This window comes from Promicromonospora iranensis, from assembly GCF_028994805.1.
Classification (GTDB): Bacteria; Actinomycetota; Actinomycetes; order Actinomycetales; family Cellulomonadaceae; genus Promicromonospora; species Promicromonospora iranensis.
Map to the genome: position 1 here is coordinate 85,946 of NZ_JAJQQP010000004.1, position 20,202 is coordinate 106,147.

At 70.6% G+C, this 20,202-nt stretch carries 24 protein-coding genes; 20 read left to right on the forward strand and 4 right to left on the reverse strand.

Annotated features, from left to right (window positions below):
• The first annotated feature begins 1 nt into the window (after window position 1).
• From LUM46_RS07545 to rplQ, 9 genes are all read left to right on the forward strand, one after another.
• Entirely contained in the window at window positions 2-559 is a 558-nt protein-coding gene (locus tag LUM46_RS07545) for an adenylate kinase (protein ID WP_274993509.1), read from the forward strand.
• Window positions 560-562: 3 nt separating this feature from the next.
• The gene (gene map, locus LUM46_RS07550; RefSeq protein ID WP_274993162.1) at window positions 563-1,450 is read left to right on the forward strand and encodes a type I methionyl aminopeptidase; all 888 of its coding nucleotides are present in this window, start codon (window positions 563-565) and stop codon (window positions 1,448-1,450) included.
• Window positions 1,451-1,515: 65 nt separating this feature from the next.
• Entirely contained in the window at window positions 1,516-1,971 is a 456-nt protein-coding gene (locus tag LUM46_RS07555; RefSeq protein WP_274993163.1) for a hypothetical protein, read from the forward strand.
• Window positions 1,972-2,264: 293 nt separating this feature from the next.
• Complete coding sequence (infA, locus tag LUM46_RS07560; RefSeq protein ID WP_020016137.1) at window positions 2,265-2,486, forward strand: translation initiation factor IF-1; 222 nt, start codon at window positions 2,265-2,267, stop codon at window positions 2,484-2,486.
• 128 nt (window positions 2,487-2,614) lie between these two features.
• Window positions 2,615-2,728 (forward strand): 50S ribosomal protein L36, encoded by a 114-nt coding sequence (rpmJ, locus tag LUM46_RS07565; RefSeq protein WP_003956441.1) that lies wholly within the window; start codon window positions 2,615-2,617, stop codon window positions 2,726-2,728.
• Window positions 2,729-2,911: 183 nt separating this feature from the next.
• Window positions 2,912-3,286, forward strand: a complete 375-nt coding sequence (gene rpsM / locus LUM46_RS07570; protein WP_129788495.1) for a 30S ribosomal protein S13 — start codon at window positions 2,912-2,914, stop codon at window positions 3,284-3,286.
• A 77-nt stretch (window positions 3,287-3,363) separates the two neighbouring features.
• Window positions 3,364-3,768 (forward strand): 30S ribosomal protein S11, encoded by a 405-nt coding sequence (gene rpsK / locus LUM46_RS07575; protein ID WP_020016139.1) that lies wholly within the window; start codon window positions 3,364-3,366, stop codon window positions 3,766-3,768.
• 185 nt (window positions 3,769-3,953) lie between these two features.
• Window positions 3,954-4,970, forward strand: coding sequence for a DNA-directed RNA polymerase subunit alpha (locus LUM46_RS07580; protein WP_129788496.1), 1,017 nt, complete (start codon window positions 3,954-3,956; stop codon window positions 4,968-4,970).
• A 55-nt stretch (window positions 4,971-5,025) separates the two neighbouring features.
• The gene (gene rplQ / locus LUM46_RS07585) at window positions 5,026-5,589 is read left to right on the forward strand and encodes a 50S ribosomal protein L17 (protein ID WP_274993164.1); all 564 of its coding nucleotides are present in this window, start codon (window positions 5,026-5,028) and stop codon (window positions 5,587-5,589) included.
• Window positions 5,590-5,683: 94 nt separating this feature from the next.
• Here the strand turns inward: rplQ and LUM46_RS07590 are convergent, their stop codons facing one another.
• The gene (locus LUM46_RS07590) at window positions 5,684-6,445 is read right to left on the reverse strand and encodes an ROK family protein (protein ID WP_274993165.1); all 762 of its coding nucleotides are present in this window, start codon (window positions 6,443-6,445) and stop codon (window positions 5,684-5,686) included.
• A gap of 39 nt (window positions 6,446-6,484) precedes the next feature.
• On the opposite strand from LUM46_RS07590, the gene truA reads away from it, so the two are divergent.
• Window positions 6,485-7,402, forward strand: a complete 918-nt coding sequence (gene truA, locus LUM46_RS07595; protein WP_274993166.1) for a tRNA pseudouridine(38-40) synthase TruA — start codon at window positions 6,485-6,487, stop codon at window positions 7,400-7,402.
• 27 nt (window positions 7,403-7,429) lie between these two features.
• Here the strand turns inward: truA and LUM46_RS07600 are convergent, their stop codons facing one another.
• Window positions 7,430-7,855, reverse strand: a complete 426-nt coding sequence (locus LUM46_RS07600) for a DUF5709 domain-containing protein (RefSeq protein ID WP_274993167.1) — start codon at window positions 7,853-7,855, stop codon at window positions 7,430-7,432.
• 282 nt (window positions 7,856-8,137) lie between these two features.
• Here LUM46_RS07600 and rplM point away from each other — a divergent pair, with 282 nt between their 5' ends.
• From rplM to LUM46_RS07620, 4 genes are all read left to right on the forward strand, one after another.
• Window positions 8,138-8,587 (forward strand): 50S ribosomal protein L13, encoded by a 450-nt coding sequence (rplM, locus tag LUM46_RS07605; protein WP_274993168.1) that lies wholly within the window; start codon window positions 8,138-8,140, stop codon window positions 8,585-8,587.
• A 43-nt stretch (window positions 8,588-8,630) separates the two neighbouring features.
• Window positions 8,631-9,116 carry a 30S ribosomal protein S9 gene (gene rpsI, locus LUM46_RS07610; protein ID WP_274993169.1) on the forward strand — a complete coding sequence of 162 codons (486 nt, stop codon included), beginning with the start codon at window positions 8,631-8,633 and terminating at the stop codon, window positions 9,114-9,116.
• 213 nt (window positions 9,117-9,329) lie between these two features.
• Window positions 9,330-10,694 (forward strand): phosphoglucosamine mutase, encoded by a 1,365-nt coding sequence (gene glmM, locus LUM46_RS07615; RefSeq protein WP_274993170.1) that lies wholly within the window; start codon window positions 9,330-9,332, stop codon window positions 10,692-10,694.
• A gap of 205 nt (window positions 10,695-10,899) precedes the next feature.
• A complete protein-coding gene (locus LUM46_RS07620; protein ID WP_274993171.1) occupies window positions 10,900-11,589 on the forward strand; it encodes a DedA family protein in 690 nt (229 codons plus the stop codon).
• A gap of 70 nt (window positions 11,590-11,659) precedes the next feature.
• On the opposite strand, the gene coaA is transcribed toward LUM46_RS07620, so the two are convergent.
• A complete protein-coding gene (gene coaA / locus LUM46_RS07625) occupies window positions 11,660-12,655 on the reverse strand; it encodes a type I pantothenate kinase (RefSeq protein ID WP_274993172.1) in 996 nt (331 codons plus the stop codon).
• Window positions 12,656-12,788: 133 nt separating this feature from the next.
• On the opposite strand from coaA, the gene glmS reads away from it, so the two are divergent.
• From glmS to LUM46_RS07645, 4 genes are all read left to right on the forward strand, one after another.
• Window positions 12,789-14,690 (forward strand): glutamine--fructose-6-phosphate transaminase (isomerizing), encoded by a 1,902-nt coding sequence (glmS, locus tag LUM46_RS07630; RefSeq protein ID WP_274993173.1) that lies wholly within the window; start codon window positions 12,789-12,791, stop codon window positions 14,688-14,690.
• 30 nt (window positions 14,691-14,720) lie between these two features.
• A complete protein-coding gene (locus tag LUM46_RS07635; RefSeq protein ID WP_274993174.1) occupies window positions 14,721-15,089 on the forward strand; it encodes a nucleoside triphosphate pyrophosphohydrolase family protein in 369 nt (122 codons plus the stop codon).
• A gap of 13 nt (window positions 15,090-15,102) precedes the next feature.
• The gene (locus LUM46_RS07640) at window positions 15,103-15,930 is read left to right on the forward strand and encodes an alpha/beta fold hydrolase (RefSeq protein WP_274993175.1); all 828 of its coding nucleotides are present in this window, start codon (window positions 15,103-15,105) and stop codon (window positions 15,928-15,930) included.
• 309 nt (window positions 15,931-16,239) lie between these two features.
• Window positions 16,240-16,590 carry a holo-ACP synthase gene (locus LUM46_RS07645; protein ID WP_274993176.1) on the forward strand — a complete coding sequence of 117 codons (351 nt, stop codon included), beginning with the start codon at window positions 16,240-16,242 and terminating at the stop codon, window positions 16,588-16,590.
• A 29-nt stretch (window positions 16,591-16,619) separates the two neighbouring features.
• On the opposite strand, the gene LUM46_RS07650 is transcribed toward LUM46_RS07645, so the two are convergent.
• Window positions 16,620-17,669, reverse strand: coding sequence for an LLM class F420-dependent oxidoreductase (locus LUM46_RS07650; RefSeq protein ID WP_274993177.1), 1,050 nt, complete (start codon window positions 17,667-17,669; stop codon window positions 16,620-16,622).
• 97 nt (window positions 17,670-17,766) lie between these two features.
• Here LUM46_RS07650 and LUM46_RS07655 point away from each other — a divergent pair, with 97 nt between their 5' ends.
• The gene (locus LUM46_RS07655; protein WP_274993178.1) at window positions 17,767-19,518 is read left to right on the forward strand and encodes a bifunctional ADP-dependent NAD(P)H-hydrate dehydratase/NAD(P)H-hydrate epimerase; all 1,752 of its coding nucleotides are present in this window, start codon (window positions 17,767-17,769) and stop codon (window positions 19,516-19,518) included.
• Between the two features lie 34 nt (window positions 19,519-19,552).
• On the forward strand, window positions 19,553-20,017 hold the full coding sequence (locus tag LUM46_RS07660; RefSeq protein ID WP_274993179.1) for a hemerythrin domain-containing protein: 465 nt from the start codon (window positions 19,553-19,555) through the stop codon (window positions 20,015-20,017).
• Window positions 20,018-20,202 lie beyond the last annotated feature (185 nt).

The window sequence follows — 20,202 nt, forward strand, 5'->3', positions numbered from 1 at the left end:
CATGGGGCCGCAGGGTGCGGGCAAGGGCACGCAGGCAGCCCGTCTCGCCGAGGTCTTCGGGATCGTCCCGATCTCGACGGGCGACATCTTCCGCGCGAACATCGCGGGGGAGACCGAGCTGGGCAGGCTTGCGCAGGAGTACACGAACAAGGGTGACCTCGTCCCCGACGAGGTCACCAACGCGATGGTCCGGGACCGGCTCGCGGAGCCGGACGTCAAGGAGGGCTTCATCCTCGACGGGTACCCGCGCAACGCGGCCCAGGTCACGGAGCTCGACCAGATCCTCGCCGACCTCGGCTGGGAGCTGGACGGCGTCATCGAGCTGACGGCGGACCGCGCCGAGCTCCTGACGCGCATCGCGAGGCGCGCTCAGGACGAGGGGCGCGACGACGACACCAAGGACGCGATCACGCGCCGCCTCGACATCTACGCGGAGCAGACAGCGCCGCTGACGGCGGCCTACGGGGAGCGCAACCTGCTCGTCCAGGTCGACGGGCTCGGCGAGATCGCCGATGTCACCGACCGCATCGTCGCCGCCCTCGCGGCCCAGCTGGGCTGAGGCGTGGTCTTCGGACGGGAGCGGGTCGAGTACAAGACGCCGGACCAGGTACGCCTCATGCGGCGTGCCGGTCTGGTGGTCGCGGACACGCTGGCCGCGGTCCGGGCTGCGGCCCGGCCCGGCCTGACCACCGCTGACCTGGACGCCGTGGCAGCAGCCGCCATCGAGGGCGCCGGCGCGGCGCCCTCGTTCCTGGGCTACCACGGGTTCTCGGGGGTCATCTGCACGTCGGTCAACGACGAGGTCATCCACGGGATCCCGGGCAGCCGGGTTCTCGCGGCAGGCGATCTCGTCTCGATCGACTGCGGCGCGATCGTCGAGGGCTGGCACGGCGACTCGGCCATCTCGTTCGTGCTGGGCCCCGACGGGGCGCTGGACCACAAGCTGCCCGACGGCGACCTGGTCGCCGCGGGCGCGGACCTCGCCGACATCGCGCTCGTCCGGACGACGGAGGCCGCCATGTGGGCGGGTATCGCCGCCCTGGCGTCTGCGAAGCGGCTGAACGCGGTGGGCGAGGCCGTCGAGGCCGCGGTCGAGATGGCCGGGGAGTTCAACGGCGTCGACTACGGCATCGTCGAGGAGTACGTCGGGCACGGCATCGGCAGCGCCATGCACCAGCCGCCGGACGTGCACAACTACAAGACGTCGGCCTCCGGACCCCGGCTGCGGTCCGGGATGTGCCTGGCGATCGAGCCGATGATCACGCGCGGCGGGTCCGAGACCAGCGTCCTGGAGGACGACTGGACGGTGGTCACCGTCGACGGTTCCCGTGCGGCGCACTGGGAGCACTCCACCGCGATCATGGAGGACGGCATCATCGTCCTCACCGCGGTCGACGGGGGAGCGGAGCGCCTCGGCGTCTTCGGCGTCGAGCCGGTCTCGCTCGACTGAGCTCTCCCGGCACGACTTTCACCCGGGGTCTATTTAACTCGGAGTCAGTTGGCTACGATCGCCCCGTGACCGACGAAGCGCACACCCTGCCCAGCAGCGCCCGCTCTTCGGAGCCGGGCGCGGACGCCGGGCCGCGCGCTGACACCGCCTACGCGACGCCGGTGCATGCCGGTGCGGCGCAGGGGCCCTGGTACGTACGAGTCCTTCCGGCGGCGGGCGGCGCCTTCCGGCGGTTCGGACGCTGGCTCGCCACGTGGGGACGTCGGCTCGCGTCCAGCCCTTTCCTGTGGGCCGGCATCGTGCTCGGTTTCGGCACCTCGCTGCTCGTGTGGGAGTCGGTGCTGCTGCTGGGTGTCGTGGTGTGGCTGCTCGGCGTGTGGCTCTGGAAGACCCGGGGGAGGTCCGTGCTCGTCGCGCTCGGCCTGGGCATCGTGCTCGGCTGGCTCCCGATGCTGTTCTTCTTCGTGGGCAGCCTGCCGCACACGATGATCGGTCTCCCGGGGGTCGAGTACGACCTCTGAGAGGGCCCGCGTGGCGAGGCTCACGGCGGGAGGTGCCCGTCACCGTCGTCCTGCGCTTTGAATGCTTTACGAAGTGACGTAGGCTAGACCGCTGGGTGTAGTCCGTTCAACGCCTCCAGTTCTTGAAAGGGTGCCAAGGCGCCTGCCGGTCCCCGCGCGAGCGGGGCGCAGGCCGAGGCACACGAGGTTGGCGGTACACGGACGCACGCGACATCCACACCCGACTGTCGGTTCCGCAGGCTCCTGCGGCGCCGTGGGCGTGGAAGCAGTCACGACGAGAGTTAGCGGAGGATATGGCAAAGAAGGACGGTGTCATCGAGATCGAGGGCAGCGTGATCGAGGCTCTGCCGAACGCGATGTTCCGCGTGGAGCTGTCGAACGGTCACAAGGTTCTCGCGCACATCTCGGGCAAGATGCGTCAGCACTACATCCGGATCCTTCCTGAGGACCGCGTGGTGGTGGAGCTCAGCCCGTACGACCTGTCCCGCGGCCGGATCGTCTACCGCTACAAGTAGTCAGTCCCCGATCCGGGGCTACGTCGACCACGGCCTGGCCGGAGGTGACGTCGCCGCATGATCGACCACCCACGACACTGCTGCGCGCGCACCGGGAAACCGGACGTTCGTTGCGGAGGAAAAATCCGATGAAGGTCAAGCCGAGCGTCAAGAAGATCTGCGACAAGTGCAAGGTGATTCGCCGGCACGGTCGCGTCATGGTGATCTGCGACAACCTGCGCCACAAGCAGCGCCAGGGCTGATCACACCCCGGGCAACCGCCCGGGTCGGTGGCTGAGGCCACCACCAGCGCACCACCTCGAACCTCGCCACGCGGGCAACCGCGCAGGGAGGGGAACCCTCGGTCCGGAGGCCGGGGCCCGCGAGATCTCGCGGGATGGCGGTGCGGCAGACCTCCGACGAGCAGTACAGGAGCCGGAAGGCACATGGCACGTCTTATCGGCGTCGACCTCCCCCGCGACAAGCGGCTTGAGGTTGCGCTCACTTACATCTTCGGTGTGGGTCGTACCCGCGCGAAGCAGACCCTGGCCGCCACGGGCATCAGCCCGGACGTCCGCGTGAAGGACCTCGGCGACGCCGAGCTCGTCGCGCTCCGTGACCACCTCGAGGGCAACTTCAAGCTCGAGGGTGACCTCCGCCGTGAGGTCGCGGCCGACATCCGCCGCAAGGTCGAGATCGGCACCTACCAGGGCCTGCGCCACCGTCGCGGCCTGCCGGTGCGTGGTCAGCGCACCAAGACCAACGCGCGTACCCGCAAGGGTCCCAAGCGCACCGTCGCGGGCAAGAAGAAGGCCCGCTGATAGCAGTCCGTGGAGCGGTCGGCTCACCGAGCTGAGACCGCCCCGGTCCGATCAGACCAGGAGATTCGAAAACACATATGCCTCCCAAGACTCGCGCCGCCGCAGGCCGCAAGCCCCGCCGCAAGGACAAGAAGAACGTCCCGCTCGGCCAGGCGCACATCAAGTCCACGTTCAACAACACGATCATCTCGATCACCGACCCGTCCGGTGCCGTGGTGTCGTGGGCGTCCGCAGGCCACGTCGGCTTCAAGGGCTCCCGCAAGTCCACCCCGTACGCCGCGCAGATGGCTGCCGAGTCGGCCGCTCGCCGCGCGCAGGAGCACGGCGTCAAGAAGGTCGACGTCTTCGTGAAGGGCCCGGGTTCCGGTCGCGAGACCGCCATCCGCTCGCTCCAGGCGACCGGCCTCGAGGTCGGCTCGATCCAGGACGTGACGCCCCAGGCTCACAACGGCTGCCGCCCCCCGAAGCGTCGCCGCGTCTGATATCCGTCGCGCCGCGGTGCGGCCGCGCAGCCCCAGGGCTACGCAGCCGCACCGCGACCACGACGTTCGCTCACCGCTCGCGGTGAGCACCTTCGCCCGGACGGTGACAGAGATCCGCCCGGGCCGCGAGAGATCGCATGCCGTGATGCGTCATATAGCGGACGCACACTGAAAGGACACCCACAGTGCTCATCGCACAGCGCCCCACGCTGACCGAAGAGGTCATCTCGGAGAGCCGTTCCCGCTTCTCCATCGAGCCGCTCGAGCCTGGCTTCGGCTACACGCTCGGCAACTCGATGCGTCGCACCCTGCTGTCGTCCATCCCGGGCGCGGCTGTCACGTCCATCCGTATCGACGGTGTGCTGCACGAGTTCAGCACCGTGTCGGGCGTGAAGGAAGACGTCACCGAGATCATCCTCAACATCAAGAACCTCGTCGTCTCCTCGGAGAACGACGAGCCCGTCGTGATGTACCTGCGCAAGCAGGGCGCCGGCATCGTGACCGCCGCGGACATCGTTCCGCCGGCGGGGGTCGAGGTCCACAACCCCGACCTGCACATCGCCACCCTCAACGACAAGGGCAAGCTCGAGATCGAGCTGACCGTCGAGCGGGGTCGTGGGTACGTGTCCGCCGCGCAGAACAAGCAGTTCGACGCGGAGATCGGGCGCATCCCGGTTGACTCGATCTACTCGCCGGTCCTCAAGGTCACGTACAAGGTCGAGGCCACCCGAGTCGAGCAGCGCACCGACTTCGACAAGCTCATTGTCGACGTCGAGACGAAGCAGGCGATCACGCCTCGCGACGCGCTCGCATCGGCTGGCAAGACCCTGGTCGAGCTGTTCGGCCTGGCACGTGAGCTGAACGTCGAGGCCGAGGGCATCGAGATCGGCCCGTCGCCGACGGACACCGCGCTGGCCGCGGACCTGGCGCTGCCGATCGAGGAGCTCAACCTCACCATCCGTTCGTACAACTGCCTCAAGCGCGAGGGCATCCACCAGGTGGGCGAGCTTGTTGCCCGCAGCGAGGCGGACCTGCTCGACATCCGCAACTTCGGTGCGAAGTCGATCACCGAGGTCAAGGAGAAGCTGGCCGAGCTCGGCCTCAGCCTCAAGGACTCGCCTCTGGACTTCGATCCGGCCGGCGCTTCGTACTTCGAGGGTGGCGACTCCGCGGCCTACAGCGGCGACGAGCAGTCGTACTGACGTCCCGCGTCCGGCCTAGGCCGGACGCGCGGAACCACTTCCAAGGAGACAAGTAATGCCTACCCCCACCAAGGGTCCGCGGCTCGGCGGTAGCCCGGCTCACGAGCGCCTGATTCTCGCGAACCTGTCGACCTCCCTCTTCGAGCACGGCCGCATCACGACCACGGAGACCAAGGCCAAGCGCCTGCGTCCCCTGGCTGAGCGTCTGATCACGTTCGCGAAGAAGGGCGACCTGTCCGCTCGTCGCCGCGTGCTCACCGTCGTGCGTGACAAGGGCGTGGTGCACACGCTCTTCACCGAGATCGCCCCGGCCATGGCCGAGCGCAACGGTGGCTACACGCGCATCACCAAGATCGGCACCCGCAAGGGCGACAACGCCCCGATGGCGGTCATCGAGCTCATCACCGAGCCCGTGAGCCCCAAGCAGGCCGTCGTCAAGGAGGCCACCAAGGCCGCCGAGAAGTCTGCCCCTGCGGCCGAGGCGCCCGTCGAGGACGCCGTCGTCGAGGACGCTCCGGCCGAGGACGTCACCGACGCCCCTGTCGAGGACGCTGCCGACGCTCCGGCCGAGGACGCAGCCGAGAAGAAGTCCACCAAGAAGGGGAAGAAGGAGGCCTGAGCCTCTTTCCCCCTGCACGACGCCGGGCCGCACCCTTCCTTACGGAGGGTGCGGCCCGGCGTCGTCGGTCACCGTGACAGGTCGCTGGGACGGGTCACTGCGCCGGCGGCAGGTCCCAGGCCCGCGCGCCGCCCACCAGCGCGGCAGAGTTCGGCACGATGACGACGTCGTCCCCGAGCCGGGTGAGGGCCGACGACGTGATGCACCGCGAGTTGCCGCCGCCGATGTAGAGCCGGTCCCAGAGGAAGACGGGCCGCAGCCCGTCGACCACGGTGACCACACGGCGCGACCACAGGCCGTCGCCGAGCCGGCGGCGTTCAGGCTCGCCGATGTACTGGTCGTACGTGAGGCTGCGCCGTACCGGGGCGTGCGACCACTCGAGGTGCGGCGCGATGCGCCCGCCGTGGAACATGGCGGTCCCGAGGCCGGTGCCGAGCGTGATGACCAGCTCGAGGCCCGACGCGGCGACGACCCCCGCGCCGTGCACCTCGGCGTCGTTCAGGACCAGCGCGGGCAGGCCGAGCCGATCGGCGACCGCCGCGCGCATGTCGAAGCTGCGCCACGCGTCGAGCAGGGCGGGCACCACCCGGGAGCGTGGTCCCGACCGGGTGATGTAGTGCGGGGTGTGCACGACGACGCCGCTGCGGATCATGCCGGGCATGCCCACGGTGACCCGTGCGGCGGCGGGCAGGTCGGTGGCGATCTTCGCGATCGTGTCGACGAGCAGCTCGGGCGGCAGCGGGTAGGGCGTCGGTACACGGACCGGCTCCGCGTGGGCGGTGCCGGAGGAGTCGAGGACTGCCGCCTTGATCCCGCCGCCACCGCAGTCGACCGCCAGGGTGAGGGTGTCTGCCATGAAGTCACTGTACGAACCCCGGAGCGAGGATCGGGGAAGATGGCTGGTGTGAACGAGTTCATCAGGGTCCAGCTCGACCTCGCCTACGACGGGACCGACTTCGCCGGCTGGGCGCGCCAGCCCGGCCTGCGCACGGTGGAGGGCGCCCTCGAGCAGGGTCTGGCCCGCGTCCTGCGCAGCGAGCAGCTCGGCCGGCCGACCCCCCGGTTCACGGTCGCCGGGCGCACCGACTCGGGAGTTCACGCGCGAGGTCAGGTGGCGCACGTCGATCTCGCGTCGGATGCCTGGGCGGCGCTACCGGGCCGTTCGGGGCGGTCGACCCGCACCCCGGCGGAGGCCCTGGTGTCCCGTCTGACGGGCGTGCTCCCCACCGACGTCGTCGTGCGGGCCGCCAGGCCGGCACCGCCGGGCTTCGACGCGCGCTTCTCCGCCCTGCGTCGCCGCTACACCTACCGGATCGCGGACGAGCCCGGTCTGCGTGACCCGCTGCGGCGCCGGCACGTGCTGTGGTCCCGCAAGCCGCTCGACGTCGCCGCGATGGACGACGCGGTCCGCCCGCTCGTCGGCGTGCGCGACTTCGCCTCGTACTGCAAGCCCCGGCCGGGTGCGACGACCATCCGGGAGCTGCAGCGCATCGCGTGGGAGCGGCCCACCGACGGCCCGGACGCCGGGCTGGCGATCGCGCACGTGGTCGCCGATGCGTTCTGCCACAACATGGTGCGGGCGCTGGTCGGCGCTTCGATCGCCGTGGGGGAGGGACGCCGGCCCGTGAGCTGGCCCGCGGACCTCCTCGCGAGCCGCCGTCGGGACGCGGGCGTCTTCGTCGTGCCGCCCGAGGGCCTGTGCCTCGAGGAGATCACCTTCCCGCCGGACGACGAGCTCGCCGCACGTGCCGACGCCGTCCGTGCCAAGCGCATGGAGGAGGACGTCTGGGACGAGACGGTCCCCGCGAGGTAGTCACCTCGCCAGGTGACTATCTCGGGGTCAGGGTTCCTCGACCCAGTGGACCGCCGCCTCCTCAGCGCTGGCGCCGGCACCGTCGATGCCCGCGTCGGTCCCGTACACGTCGTTCTCGCGGTTGCCGTCCTCGCCGGCGTAGCTGCCCGGGTCGGCGTCGGGGTCGGAGACGAGCCGTCCCGCGCGTGACGTGTCGGCGCGGTCCAGCGGGTCCGCCTGCCAGACGTCGGGCTCTTCCTCGTCGAGGCGCTGCTCCATCGGCTCGCCATGGCGCTCCTCCCACGAGGTCTCGCCCCAGTGGTTGCTCCGTGGGCGTTCGGGCGGGGAGTAGCCCTCGTCCAGGACATCCTTGGTGCCCCGGTTGAGCAGCGTGTCCTCGGTGGGGAGCTGGTCGGTGTCGCCCTCAGCGAGCCCGTCCGGTCCTGGCGTCGTGGCTGGGGTTTCCTCGGTCATGTTCCTACCGTGGCACCAGATCGGCCCAGACGCCACAGGCGGACGTGTCGAACCTCATGCCACGAGCGATGCGCCGAGGCCCGCCTCGCTTTGACCCTTGGGGAAGCAGCCAGGTACTCTAATGAGTCGTTGTGCTTTGTCACGACGTTCCTGCGTCAGCATCGAGCCCACTCGTGTGCCGGCGAACGGCCCGGACGTCATTCTGACCCCCGCGCACAACGACCTGACTCATCGGGCGCTGCTTCTCGCCCGACGACACCGAAAACGAAAAGGTTACGAACCGTGCGTACGTACACCCCCAAGCCCGGCGACGTCCAGCGCGACTGGTACGTCATCGACGCGACCGACGTCGTCCTGGGCCGCCTGGCAAGCCAGGTCGCCATTCTGCTGCGCGGGAAGCACAAGCCGACTTTCGCCCCGCACGTCGACGGCGGTGACTTTGTCATCATCATCAACGCGGACAAGGTCGCGCTGAGCGGCAACAAGCGCGAGACCAAGATGGCTTACCGCCACTCGGGTTACCCGGGCGGCCTCACTGCCACCCCGTACGGCGAGTTCCTGGACACCAAGCCGGAACGCGCCGTCGAGAAGGCCGTGCGCGGCATGATCCCCAAGACCTCGCTCGGTCGGGAGCAGATGTCCCACCTCAAGGTCTATGCAGGCTCTGAGCACCCGCACACGGCGCAGCAGGCCAAGCCGTTCGAGATCACCCAGGTTTCGCAGCAGGCCTGAGGCCGCTGCCGGATCGCAACGCGAAGGACGCGAGGACACCACAGTGGCCGAGACCACCGTCGACATCGAGCAGGGCGCAGAGACGCCCAGCACCTACACCACCGAGACGACTACGCCCGCAACGCGCGGCTCGTCCATCACCGCCCCGGCTCAGGCCCTCGGGCGCCGCAAGGAGGCCGTGGCGCGCGTGCGCCTCGTCCCCGGCACCGGCACCTGGAAGGTCAACGGCCGCACCCTCGAGGAGTACTTCCCGAACAAGGTGCACCAGCAGCTGGTGAACTCCCCGCTGCAGCTGGTCGAGGTCGAGGGCCGTTTCGACGTCATCGCCCGTATCACGGGTGGCGGCACGTCGGGCCAGGCCGGCGCTCTGCGCCTGGGCATCGCCCGTGCGCTGAACGAGATCGACGAGGACGCGAACCGCGCCGAGCTCAAGAAGGCCGGCTTCCTCCGGCGCGACGACCGTAAGGTCGAGCGCAAGAAGGCCGGGCTCAAGAAGGCCCGCAAGGCTCCGCAGTACAGCAAGCGCTGATCCCAGCGCGTGGCTGGATGGCCCCGCCGAACAGTGTCGACACTGTTCAGCGGGGCCATCTGTGCTTCTGCCAGACTGACGACAAAGCCGAACGCGGGGTCGGGGAACGAGTCCCGACCCCGCGTTCCGGTCGATGTAGCGCGTGTCGGTCGTACGGTCGGCACGCGCCGGTGGCCCACTACGGTGGGACCTGAACGATCTAGGGAGACCCGCATGGGCAGGCTGTTCGGCACCGACGGAGTTCGGGGCCTCGCCAACAAGGACATCACGGCGGAGCTGGCGCTGGAGCTGGGCGCCGCCGCCGCTCGCGTGCTGACGGCACAGGGCGAGCTGCTGGGCCCGCGCCCGCGCGCCGTCGTCGGACGCGACACACGCGCCTCCGGTGAGTTTCTCGCGGGCGCCGTCGCGGCGGGCCTCGCGTCCGCGGGTGTGGACGTGGTGATGCTCAACGTGCTGCCCACACCGGCCCTGGCCTACCTCGTGACGGAGCTGGAGGCCGACCTGGGTGTCATGGTCTCCGCGTCGCACAACCCGATGCCCGACAACGGCATCAAGTTCTTCGCCCGCGGCGGGCTCAAGCTCGACGACGCCGTCGAGGACGCCATCCAGGCCACGCTCGGCGACGAGTGGGAGCGACCGACGGGCGCCGACGTCGGCCGCATCCGCACCGACGGCCAGGCCGCGGCCGAGCGCTACGTGCGGCACCTGACCGACAGCGTCGGCACCACGCCCGACCACCGGCCGCTCGAGGGCCTGCGCATCGCGCTCGACTGCGCCAACGGCGCGGCGAGCGAGGTCGGGCCGGAGGCCCTGCGCGCCGCGGGTGCCGACGTCGTGGTGATGAATGCCAGCCCGGACGGCCGGAACATCAACGAGAAGTGCGGCTCCACGCACCCCGAGCAGCTCCAGGCGGTCGTCATGGCGTCCGAGGCGGACTTCGGGGTCGCGTTCGACGGCGACGCCGACCGCTGCCTCGCCGTCGACCACACGGGCGCCATCGTGGACGGCGACCAGATCCTCGGGATCCTCGCGTCCGCGCTCAAGGAGGAGGGACGCCTGCCGGGCGACACCCTCGTGGTGACCGTGATGAGCAACCTCGGCCTGATCCTGGCGATGCGGGAGCGTGGCATCACCACCGTGCAGACCGCCGTCGGCGACCGGTACGTGCTGGAGGAGATGCGCGCGAACGGCTACGGCCTGGGTGGCGAGCAGTCCGGCCACATCATCCTGGCCGACCACGCGACGACGGGTGACGGGGTCCTCTCGGCACTGCACCTCGCCGCGCGGGTCAAGGCGTCGGGCAAGACGCTGGCCGCCCTCGCGGGCCAGATCGAGCGCCTGCCGCAGACCCTCGTCAACGTGCGGGGTGTGGACAAGTCTCGTGCGGGTACCGACGAGGGCGTCCAGGCTGCCGTGGCGGACGCGACGACGCGCCTGGGGGACACCGGCCGGGTTCTGCTGCGCCAGTCGGGCACGGAGCCGCTCGTGCGCGTCATGGTCGAGGCCCCGGCCCAGGACGAGGCGGACAAGGTGGCCGACGACCTGGCCGCCGTCGTGCGGGAGCGGCTCGCGCTGTAGCGGCCGGTGCCGCGACTGGCGAGGTCGGCGTGAACGCCCCGTGAATCCTTGGGAAGCGGGGTTCTACCAGGGGGACCCCTGATGCCTTTCAGGGGCGCCCTTTGCGTAGGCTGGCTGCAGGCACTAGCAAGTACCGTCCTCCGCCCCCCGGGCGCCGCCCTGAGCCTGTCGAAGGGTAGTTCCCGACCGAGACTCTCGAGGTCCCGTGCTCGAACTCATTTCCACAGTCCTGAGCGCCACCGAGGCTTGGATCCTCGCGATGGCCGCCTCGCCGTGGATCTATCCCGCGATGTTCGCGTTCGCGACCATCGACGGCTTCTTCCCGCCGCTGCCGAGCGAGTCCGTCGTGATCACGCTGACGGTGTCGGCACACAGCACGGGCACACCCTGGATGTGGCTCGTGCTCCTGACCGCGGCGGCCGGAGCCTGGGTGGGCGACCAGATCGCGTACCAGATCGGTCGGATGATCGGCACCGAACGCGTACCGTTCCTGCGCGGGCCGCGCGGACGCCGGGCGGTGGCCTGGGCCGAGCGGGCGCTGACCCGCCGTGGGGCCTCCTTCATCCTGGCGGCGCGCTATGTGCCGATCGGGCGGGTGGCCGTGAACATGACGGCGGGCGCCGTCGGCTACCCCCGGCGTCGGTTCGCGGGCATCGCGGCGATCGCCGCCGTCATGTGGGCGCTCTACTCGGCGGGTATCGGCCTGGTCGCCGCACAGTGGCTCGGCCACGAGCCGCTCCTGGCGATCACCATCGGCGTGGTGTTCGGCGTCGCCATGGGCTTCGTCGTCGACAAGGTGGTCGGCTGGTTCTCCGACCGGCACCTCGAGAAGAAGGAGGCCGAGGCGGCACAACCGGCCCCGGAGAGGGCGACGGTCCCGCCGTCGGACGGCTGAGCGCTGTGAGCGTGACCGTTGCGCCAACCTGCCCGACGTGGGCGCAACGGTCATGCTCACAACAACGGGGTCAGAGCTTGCGGAGGCGGACCCGCTGCACCGCGTGGTCCGAACCCTTGGTGAGCACGAGCGTCGCGCGGCCCCGGGTGGGAATGATGTTCCGCTCGAGGTTCGGCGCGTTGATGGACTCCCAGATCGACAGGGCCCGCTCCGTCGCCTCCTGGTCGGAGAGCGAGGCGTACCGCCGGAAGTAGGAGTCCGGCTTGGTGAACGCCGTCCGGCGCAGCTCCAGGAACCGCTCCACGTACCACTGGCGGATGTTCCTCGTGCGGGCGTCCACGTAGATCGAGAAGTCGAAGAAGTCGCTCACGGCCACCGTCGACTCGTCGACGGCGGACGGACGGGCCGGCTGCAGCACGTTGAGGCCCTCGACGACGAGCACGTCAGGCTTGCGCACCACTACCTCCTCGCCGGCCACGATGTCGTACGTGACGTGCGAGTACACGGGCGCGCGCACCTCGGGCTGCCCGGCCTTGATGCGGGAGAGGAACCGGATGAGGGCGCGCCGGTCGTACGACTCGGGGAACCCCTTCCGCTCCATCAGGCCACGTCGTTCCAGCTCGGCGTTGGGGTAGAGGAACCCGTCGGTGGTGATGAGCTCGACGCGCGGTGTCTCCGGCCAGCGGGCGAGCATCTCGCGCAGCACGCGGGCGGTCGTCGACTTGCCGACGGCCACCGAGCCCGCCACCCCGATGACGTACGGGGTGCGGGGCGGATCCTCGTGCAGAAAGGTCGACGTCGCGTCGTGCAGACGGCCCGTAGCCATCACGTACAGGTTGAGCAGGCGCGACAGGGGGCGGTAGATCGCGTCGACCTCGGCCAGGTCGATCGGGTCGCCGAGACCGCGCAGGCGCTCGACGTCCTCGTCGGTCAGCGGCAGCGGAGTGGAGGCCGACAGCCGGCTCCAGGCCGCACGGTCGAGATCCACATAGGGCGAGGACGGGGCGAGCGCCAGCAGGTGCTCGCTGAGATCCGTCGTCGGATACTGGGAAACCACCTGCAGCATTGTGCCCCACCTGGCGGGCGGTATCGCCGTCGCGCGTCGTCCGGCCCCTCCTCCCGCCGCGCTGCGGGTGAGACTTCGGGCCCTGTGAGCCCGGTCATGGGGGCACTGCCGGACGCTCGCTAGACTCGCCCGCATGTGTGGGATTGTGGGTTACACGGGAACTGCTCCGACTACCGCGAACGGCGACGCCGCAGGTGCCGCCGCGCCGTCGGGCACGCCCCTCGACGTAGCCATCGAAGGGCTGCGCAGGCTGGAGTACCGCGGTTACGACTCGGCCGGCGTCGCCCTCGTCGGGCCCGGCCTGGACGGCGTCGCCTGGGCGAAGAAGTCGGGCAAGCTCGTCAACCTGATCGAGGATCTCGAGCAGAACCCGCTGCCGGACGCCACGGCGGCGATCGGCCACACGCGCTGGGCCACGCACGGCGGTCCCACGGACGCGAACGCCCACCCGCACCTGGCCGACGGCGACCGGCTCGCCGTGATCCACAACGGCATCGTCGAGAACTTCGCCCAGCTCAAGGCAGAGCTGCTGGCCGACGGTGTGACGTTCCGCTCGGAGACCGACACCGAGGTGGCCGCCCACCTCGTGGCCAAGGCGTACCGCGAGACGGGTGACCTGACGGAGGCCATGACCGCCGTCGCCGGCCGCCTGCACGGCACGTTCACGCTGCTCGCGGTGCACGCCGACGCGCCGGAGACGGTCGTCGGTGCGCGGCACGACTCCCCGCTCGTGGTCGGGCTCGGCGAGGGCGAGAACTTTCTCGGGTCCGACGTCGCCGCGTTCATCGCCCACACGAAGGAGGCCCTCGAGCTGGGCCAGGACCAGGTCGTGACGATCACGCCGACGTCGGTGGTCGTCACCGACTTCGACGGCAAGCCGGCCGACGCCACGCGCTACACGGTGGACTGGGACTCGGCCGCCGCCGAGAAGGGCGGCTTCGACTCCTTCATGGACAAGGAGATCCACGACCAGCCGCAGGCCGTCGCCGACACGCTGCTCGGCCGGACGGACGCCACCGGAGCCCTCGTGCTGGACGACCTGCGCATCGACGAGTCGGTGCTGCGCGCGGTGAACAAGATCATCGTCGTGGCCTGTGGCACCGCCGCCTACTCCGGGCACGTGGCCAAGTACGCGATCGAGCACTGGTGCCGCATCCCCGTCGAGGTCGAGCTGGCGCACGAGTTCCGCTACCGCGACCCGATCGTCGACGAGCGCACGCTGGTCGTGGCGGTGACGCAGTCCGGCGAGACCATGGACACCCTGATGGCCGTGCGGCACGCGCGCGAGCAGGGCGCCAAGGTGATCTCGATCGTCAACACGCACGGCTCGACGATCCCGCGCGAGTCCGACGCCGTGCTGTACACCCACGCCGGTCCCGAGATCGCCGTCGCCTCCACCAAGGCGTTCCTCGCGCAGATCACCGCCGCCTACGTGCTCGGCCTGTACCTGGCGCAGCTGCGCGGCAACAAGTTCCCCGACGAGATCGCCAGGCTGCTCGACGACCTGCGCGCCATGCCGCGCAAGATCCAGACGGTCATCGAGCGTGGCGAGTACGTGCGCGCGACCGCCCGTTCCATGGAGAAGTCCGACAAGGTGCTGTTCCTGGGCCGGCACGTCGGGTTCCCGGTGGCCCTGGAGGGTGCGCTGAAGCTCAAGGAGCTCGCGTACATCCACGCGGAGGGCTTCGCCGCCGGTGAGCTCAAGCACGGCCCGATCGCCCTGATCGACGAGGGACAGCCCGTCTTCGTGGTGGTGCCCTCGCCGCGCGGCCGCGACTCCCTGCACTCCAAGATCGTCTCGAACATCCAGGAGATCCGCGCCCGCGGCGCGCGCACCCTCGTGATCGCCGAGGACGGCGACGACGCGGTGCGCCCGTACGCCGACGAGATCTTCTGGATCCCGCAGGCTCCTACGCTCCTGCAGCCGTTGCTGGCCGTGGTGCCGCTGCAGATCTTCGCGATGGCGCTGGCGACCGCGAAGGGCCTCGACGTGGACCAGCCGCGGAACCTCGCGAAGTCCGTCACGGTGGAGTAGCGGCCGGCCGGTTGTGGGACGCTCGGCGGCGTGGAACTCACGAGACTCTCCGACGACGTCGAGATCATCAGCCGCGTCTACGCGCGGGTGCACGGCGTGGAGCGCACCGACGACTGGCTGATGCTGAAGCTCCACGAAGAGGTCGGTGAGCTCACCCAGGCGTTCCTGAACCTGTCCGGCCGCTCGCGGGACCGCGGTCTGTCCGACGACGAGACGCGTGCCGCCTTCCGCGGCGAGGTGGCGGACGCGCTGGCGCAGCTGCTGCTGGTGGCCCGGCGGTTCGACGTGGACCTGTCCGAGGAGCTGGAGCGCAAGTGGTTCCGCTGGCGGCACCTGGTGCGGCCGGAGGACACCGCGGGCATCCGGGATGTCGGTGACCCCGTCCAGGCGCGGGGCTGAAGAGAGGGGTGGCATGGCGTACGTGGAGGTCGACGGGGTCCAGGTGCACTACGTGGAGCACGGGCCGGTGGGGCCGGGCGTGCCCACGGTGGTGCTGGTCCACGGGTTCCCGGTGGACCACCGGCTCATGATCGGCGCGTTCGAACCGGTCTTCACGGACCGACGGGACTGGCGCCGCCTCTATGTGGACCTGCCCGGCATGGGGCGGACGGCGGCGCCCGACGTCGCCAGCACCGACGACGTCTTCCACATCCTGCGGGGCGCTGTACAGGCGCTGGTGCCCGAGGGCGCCTACGCGGTGGTCGGGCAGTCGTACGGCGGCTACCTGGCACGGGGCCTCGCTGCCGCCGACCCGGAGCGGGTGGCCGGCCTGGCCCTGGTGGTGACCGTCGTGGACCCGCGGCACGAGCTGCGCGAGCTGCCGCGGTACCAGGTGCTGAGCAGGGATCCTGTGCTCGCGGAGCGAGTCGGGTCCGAGGCGCTCGCGGCGGAGGACATCCTCGTGGTGCAGACCGAGGAGACCTGGGCGCGCTCGCGGCAGGAGGTGGATCCCGGGCTGGCGGCCGCCGACCCGGCCGTGGTCGCACGGGTCGAGGCGCACTACGCCGGCAGCTTTCCCGTCGAGCCGGCACCGTTCGAGAAGCCGGCCCTGATCGTCGTCGGGCGGCAGGACTCGGTCACCGGCTACCGCGACGCGTGGGGTCTCGTCGAGCACTACCCGCGGGCGTCCTTCGCGGTGCTGGACCGCGCAGGGCACGCGCTGCACCTGGAGCAGCCCGGTCTGCTGGAGTCGCTCGTCGGCGAGTGGCTGGACCGCGTCGAGGAGGGGCGCCAGGCCTGAGCCCAGCGGCCTGGCGGGGTGGACGGACATCAGCCCGACACGGCGACGACCACCAGCAGCGTGACGATGGCAGCGATCAGGACGCCGAACACCACGACCATGACCAGGGGGAAGGGGAGCTTGTCGTCGTCCTCCGGCATGGCAGCCTCCTCCACACGAAAGGTGGCGCTCTGCCGATACGATGCAGGCGCCACCTTTACTTCAACGTTACTGCGACATGGTGCACCAAACCGGGCATCTTGTGCAAGACCGGAGTTGTGCGGACGGCGTGGCGTCGGGACCCGGCGACGACGACCTTAGGCTGAGCCAATGATCATCGGGACGGGCATCGACGTGGTCGACGTGAACCGGTTCATGGAGACCCTCGATCGCACGCCCCGGCTGCGCGAGAAGTTGTTCACGGACGCCGAGCGGGAGCTGCCGCCGGCGTCCCTGGCCGCTCGGTTCGCGGCGAAGGAGGCCATCGCGAAGTCGCTCGGCGCTCCCGGGAACCTCCGCTGGCACGACGTCACGGTGCACCGCACGGTGGGCGGCCCGCCCCGGATCGACGCGAGCGGCACCGTCGCCGCCCGCGCCGCCGAGCTCGGTGTGCGCACCTGGCACATCACGATCTCGCACGACGCGGGCATCGCGTCGGCCATGGTGATCGCGGAAGGGTGATCTTCCGCCCGGGCTGCTGAAGCTCCGGACTACTGGAGCTCCGGGATCACCTGCTTCTCGAAGAGCTCCAGACCGCTCTGGTCGTAGGCGGCCTCCTGGAAGTACGTGATCGCGTACTCGAGCCCGAGGCCCCGCATGTCCCGCAGCCGCTCGACGATCTGCTCGGGTGTCCCGACCAGGAGCCCGGTGCGCCAGGTGTTGATCTCCTGGTCGGCCTTCTCCGGTGCCCACTTGCGCAGGTGCGCCTCGATCCAGGCCAGCCGTTCGGCGACGTCGGCCTCGGTCTCACCGATGACCACGTTGTAGTCGGCCGACCGGGTGATCTCGCCGAAGTCGCGACCCACGTCCTTGCAGTGCGCCTCGAGAACGCTCGACTTGTGGGCGAAGCCCTCGGGGGTGCCGACGAAGTTGGTGTACTGGGCGTGCTGCGCGGCGATGCGCAGCGTCTTCTTCTCGCCGCCGCCGGCGACCCACAGGGGGATGGACGGCACCTCGGCGCCGCCGTCGCCGACCGGGAGCTGCTGCAGCGGCTGCGGGTAGCACAGGGCGCCGTCGACCTGGTAGTGCTTGCCCTCGAACGTGCCCGACGACCCCGTGCGCCACATGTTCGCCATGATCTGTACGCCCTCGTCGAGCGCGCGCAGGCGCTCTCCCGCGGACGGGAAGCCATAGCCGTAGGCACGCCACTCGTGCTCGTACCACCCGGCGCCGATACCCATCTCGACGCGCCCGCCCGAGATCGTGTCGATGGTCGAGGCGACCTTGGCCAGGTAGGCCGGGTTCCGGTACGCCATGCACGTGCACATCTGGCCCAGGCGGATGCGCTGGGTCGCCGCCGCGAACGCGGCCACGAGGGACCAGGCCTCGTGCGTGGCCTCGGTGGACGGCTGAGGAACGGTGTGGAAGTGGTCGAAGACCCATGCCGACTCCCAGGCGAACTCACCGCCGGGAACGGCCTCGCCGGCCGCCTGGTTCTCCGCACGGTGGACAAGGGACAGCATGGAGGCCCACTGGTCGGCGGGCGCGATGTCGACGAGGTCGAGGCGCCAGCCCTGCGGGATGAAGAGTCCGAATCGCATGGTCCGACCCTATGCCGACCGGGTTGCCCGCGGGAGGTCGGTCCACATTGCCGGGTTTTGGTACCTCGGAGGAGGGCGGAAGCGGCACTATAGGACCGTGAAAGACGCGTGGAGTTCCGACGAGGTACGAAAGGCCGAGGAGCCACTGATCGCTGCCGGCGAGCCGCTCATGGCCAGGGCGGCGTATGCGCTGGCCCAGGCAGTGCTCCGAGAGGTGGCGGCAGGACCGGCGGCCGGGCGTGCACCGGACCGCAGAGCCGGCCGTCCGGCGGCCGTGCGCCTGGGTGGCAGCCTCGGGTCCGACGGGCTACCGGGCACCGCCCGCATCCGCCGCGCCCGAACGGCGGGAACCAGGGGTGAGGTCCGCGGCGCGCGTGCACTGCTGCTCGTCGGCCCCGGCAACAACGGCGGCGACACCCTGTTCGCCGGTGCGCACCTCGTCCGCCGAGGGATGTCGGTCACCGCAGTCCTGGCGTCCACTCGCGCGCACGAGGAAGGGCTCGCGGCATTTCGGTCAGCGGGCGGGAAGGTGGTCACGCTCGCCGACATCCGGGTCCCCTCGGTGGTCCAGAGCGCACTCGCCTCCGACGTCGTGCTGGACGGCCTGGTCGGCGTCGGGGCGCGAGGAGCGCTGCGGCCACCCGCGGGCGGTCTGGTCCGCACGCTCGCGGAGGCTCGCGAGAAGGCGGGGGAGCGCTGGCCCCGCACCATCGCCGTCGACATCCCGAGCGGCATCGGCGTGGACGACGGCGCGGTGCCCGGCCCCGTCCTGCCCGCCGACCGCACCGTCACGTTCGGCGCGCTCAAGCCCGGCCTGATCCTCCCGCCGGCGGCCCACCTCGCCGGTGAGGTCGAGCTGGTCGACGTCGGCTTCCCCACCGTCGCCGGAACCACGGGATGGTCCGGCGCGGTGTGGGGTGTCGCACCGGGCCGGCACGCGATGAGCGGGACGGACCCGGCGTCGGGGCGGGTACGGCGGATGGAGCCGGCCGACGTGGCCGAGCTGTGGCCCGTCCCCAGCCCGCACGACCACAAGTACACGCGGGGCGTGGTCGGGGTCATCGCCGGCACGAGCACGTACCCCGGCGCGGCGGTCCTCGCGACGTCGGGCGCGGTGCTGGCAGGGCCCGGCATGGTGCGCTACCTGGGCCCCGAGGCGGTCGGTACGCGTGTGCTGCTCGCCCGCCCCGAGGTGGTCGTGGCGGGCGGCCGGGTGCAGGCCTGGGTCCTCGGCCCGGGCGTCCCCGGGGTCGGCCCGGAGGACGGACCGGACGACGACGGGCAGGCCCGGCGGATCTTCGGGGCGCTCGCAGCCGTGACCGGCGTGCTGTCCGAGGACGTGACCGGCGGGAAGATGCCTGCCGTCATCGACGCGGGTGCGCTCACCATGCTGGAGCACCGGCTCCCGGCCTGGGCGGTCCTGACCCCCCACGCCGGTGAGCTGGCGGAGCTGCTGCAGGGCCTGGGGCACGACGTCGACCGGGCCGCGGTCGAGGCGCAGCCGCTGCACTGGGTGCGCACGGCGCACCAGGCGACCGGTGCGACGGTGCTGCTGAAGGGTGCGATCACGGTCGTGGCGGGCCCGGGCGACGTGTACGCACAGGCCGATGCGCCGACGTGGACCGGCACCGCCGGCTCCGGCGACGTGCTCGCGGGGATCCTCGGGACGCTGCTCGCGGGCCGCTCCGCCGACGTCGTTCAGGACGAGACGCTCGCGGCTCGCCTCGCGGCCGCGGCAGTGCTCGTGCACGGCAGGGCGGCGGCGCGGGCGTCCGCGGGCGGCCCGCTGGCAGCGCTGGAGATCGCCCGGGCGGTGCCCGCCGTCGTCGCCGACCTGCTGGGCGCCTGACGTCCGCCGCCCACCCGGGCTAGGGTGGGCGGCGATGAGTCAACGTGTCGTCGCCTGGGGCCAGGAGCTCCGGGAGGTCCACCGGCGGCTGCGCGAGGCCCTCGCAGTGGCCCGCTCCGCCGTCGAGGACGACGCGTCCGGGCCGACGGCGGCCCGGGAGCTGCAGCTCTACTGCGTCGGCTTCTGCGCGGCGCTGACCGGCCACCACCGCAGCGAGGACGCGACGCTGTTCGATGTCGTGCTGGCGGACCGGCCCGAGCTGGCGCCGGTGGTCGCCGACCTGAAGCGGGACCATTCCATGCTCGACCACCTGCTGGGTGAGCTCGAGCGCGCCACGCTGTCCGGAGCCGGGCGGGACGACCTCCTCCGGCACCTCGACGGCATCGAGGCCGTCATGGAGACGCATTTCCGGTACGAGGAGAAGAAGCTGGTCGACGCGCTCGACAGCTCTTCGCGACCTGACGTGGACAGACGGGAAATGCTCGGTCCGCTGGCGTGAACCCGGTGTGCGCCGAATTGGACATTCGGCACGTATTTCCCGAGTGTCGATGTTTATCGCACTTGCCGGAGATCCGCCATGTAGAGCCGTAATATCCCGTACCACACTCTCGCCCTGCACGATTCATCTCTTGTCATAGACTCCTGAGGCGCTACTGATCAATATTCATGTAAGTGGCGAATTGG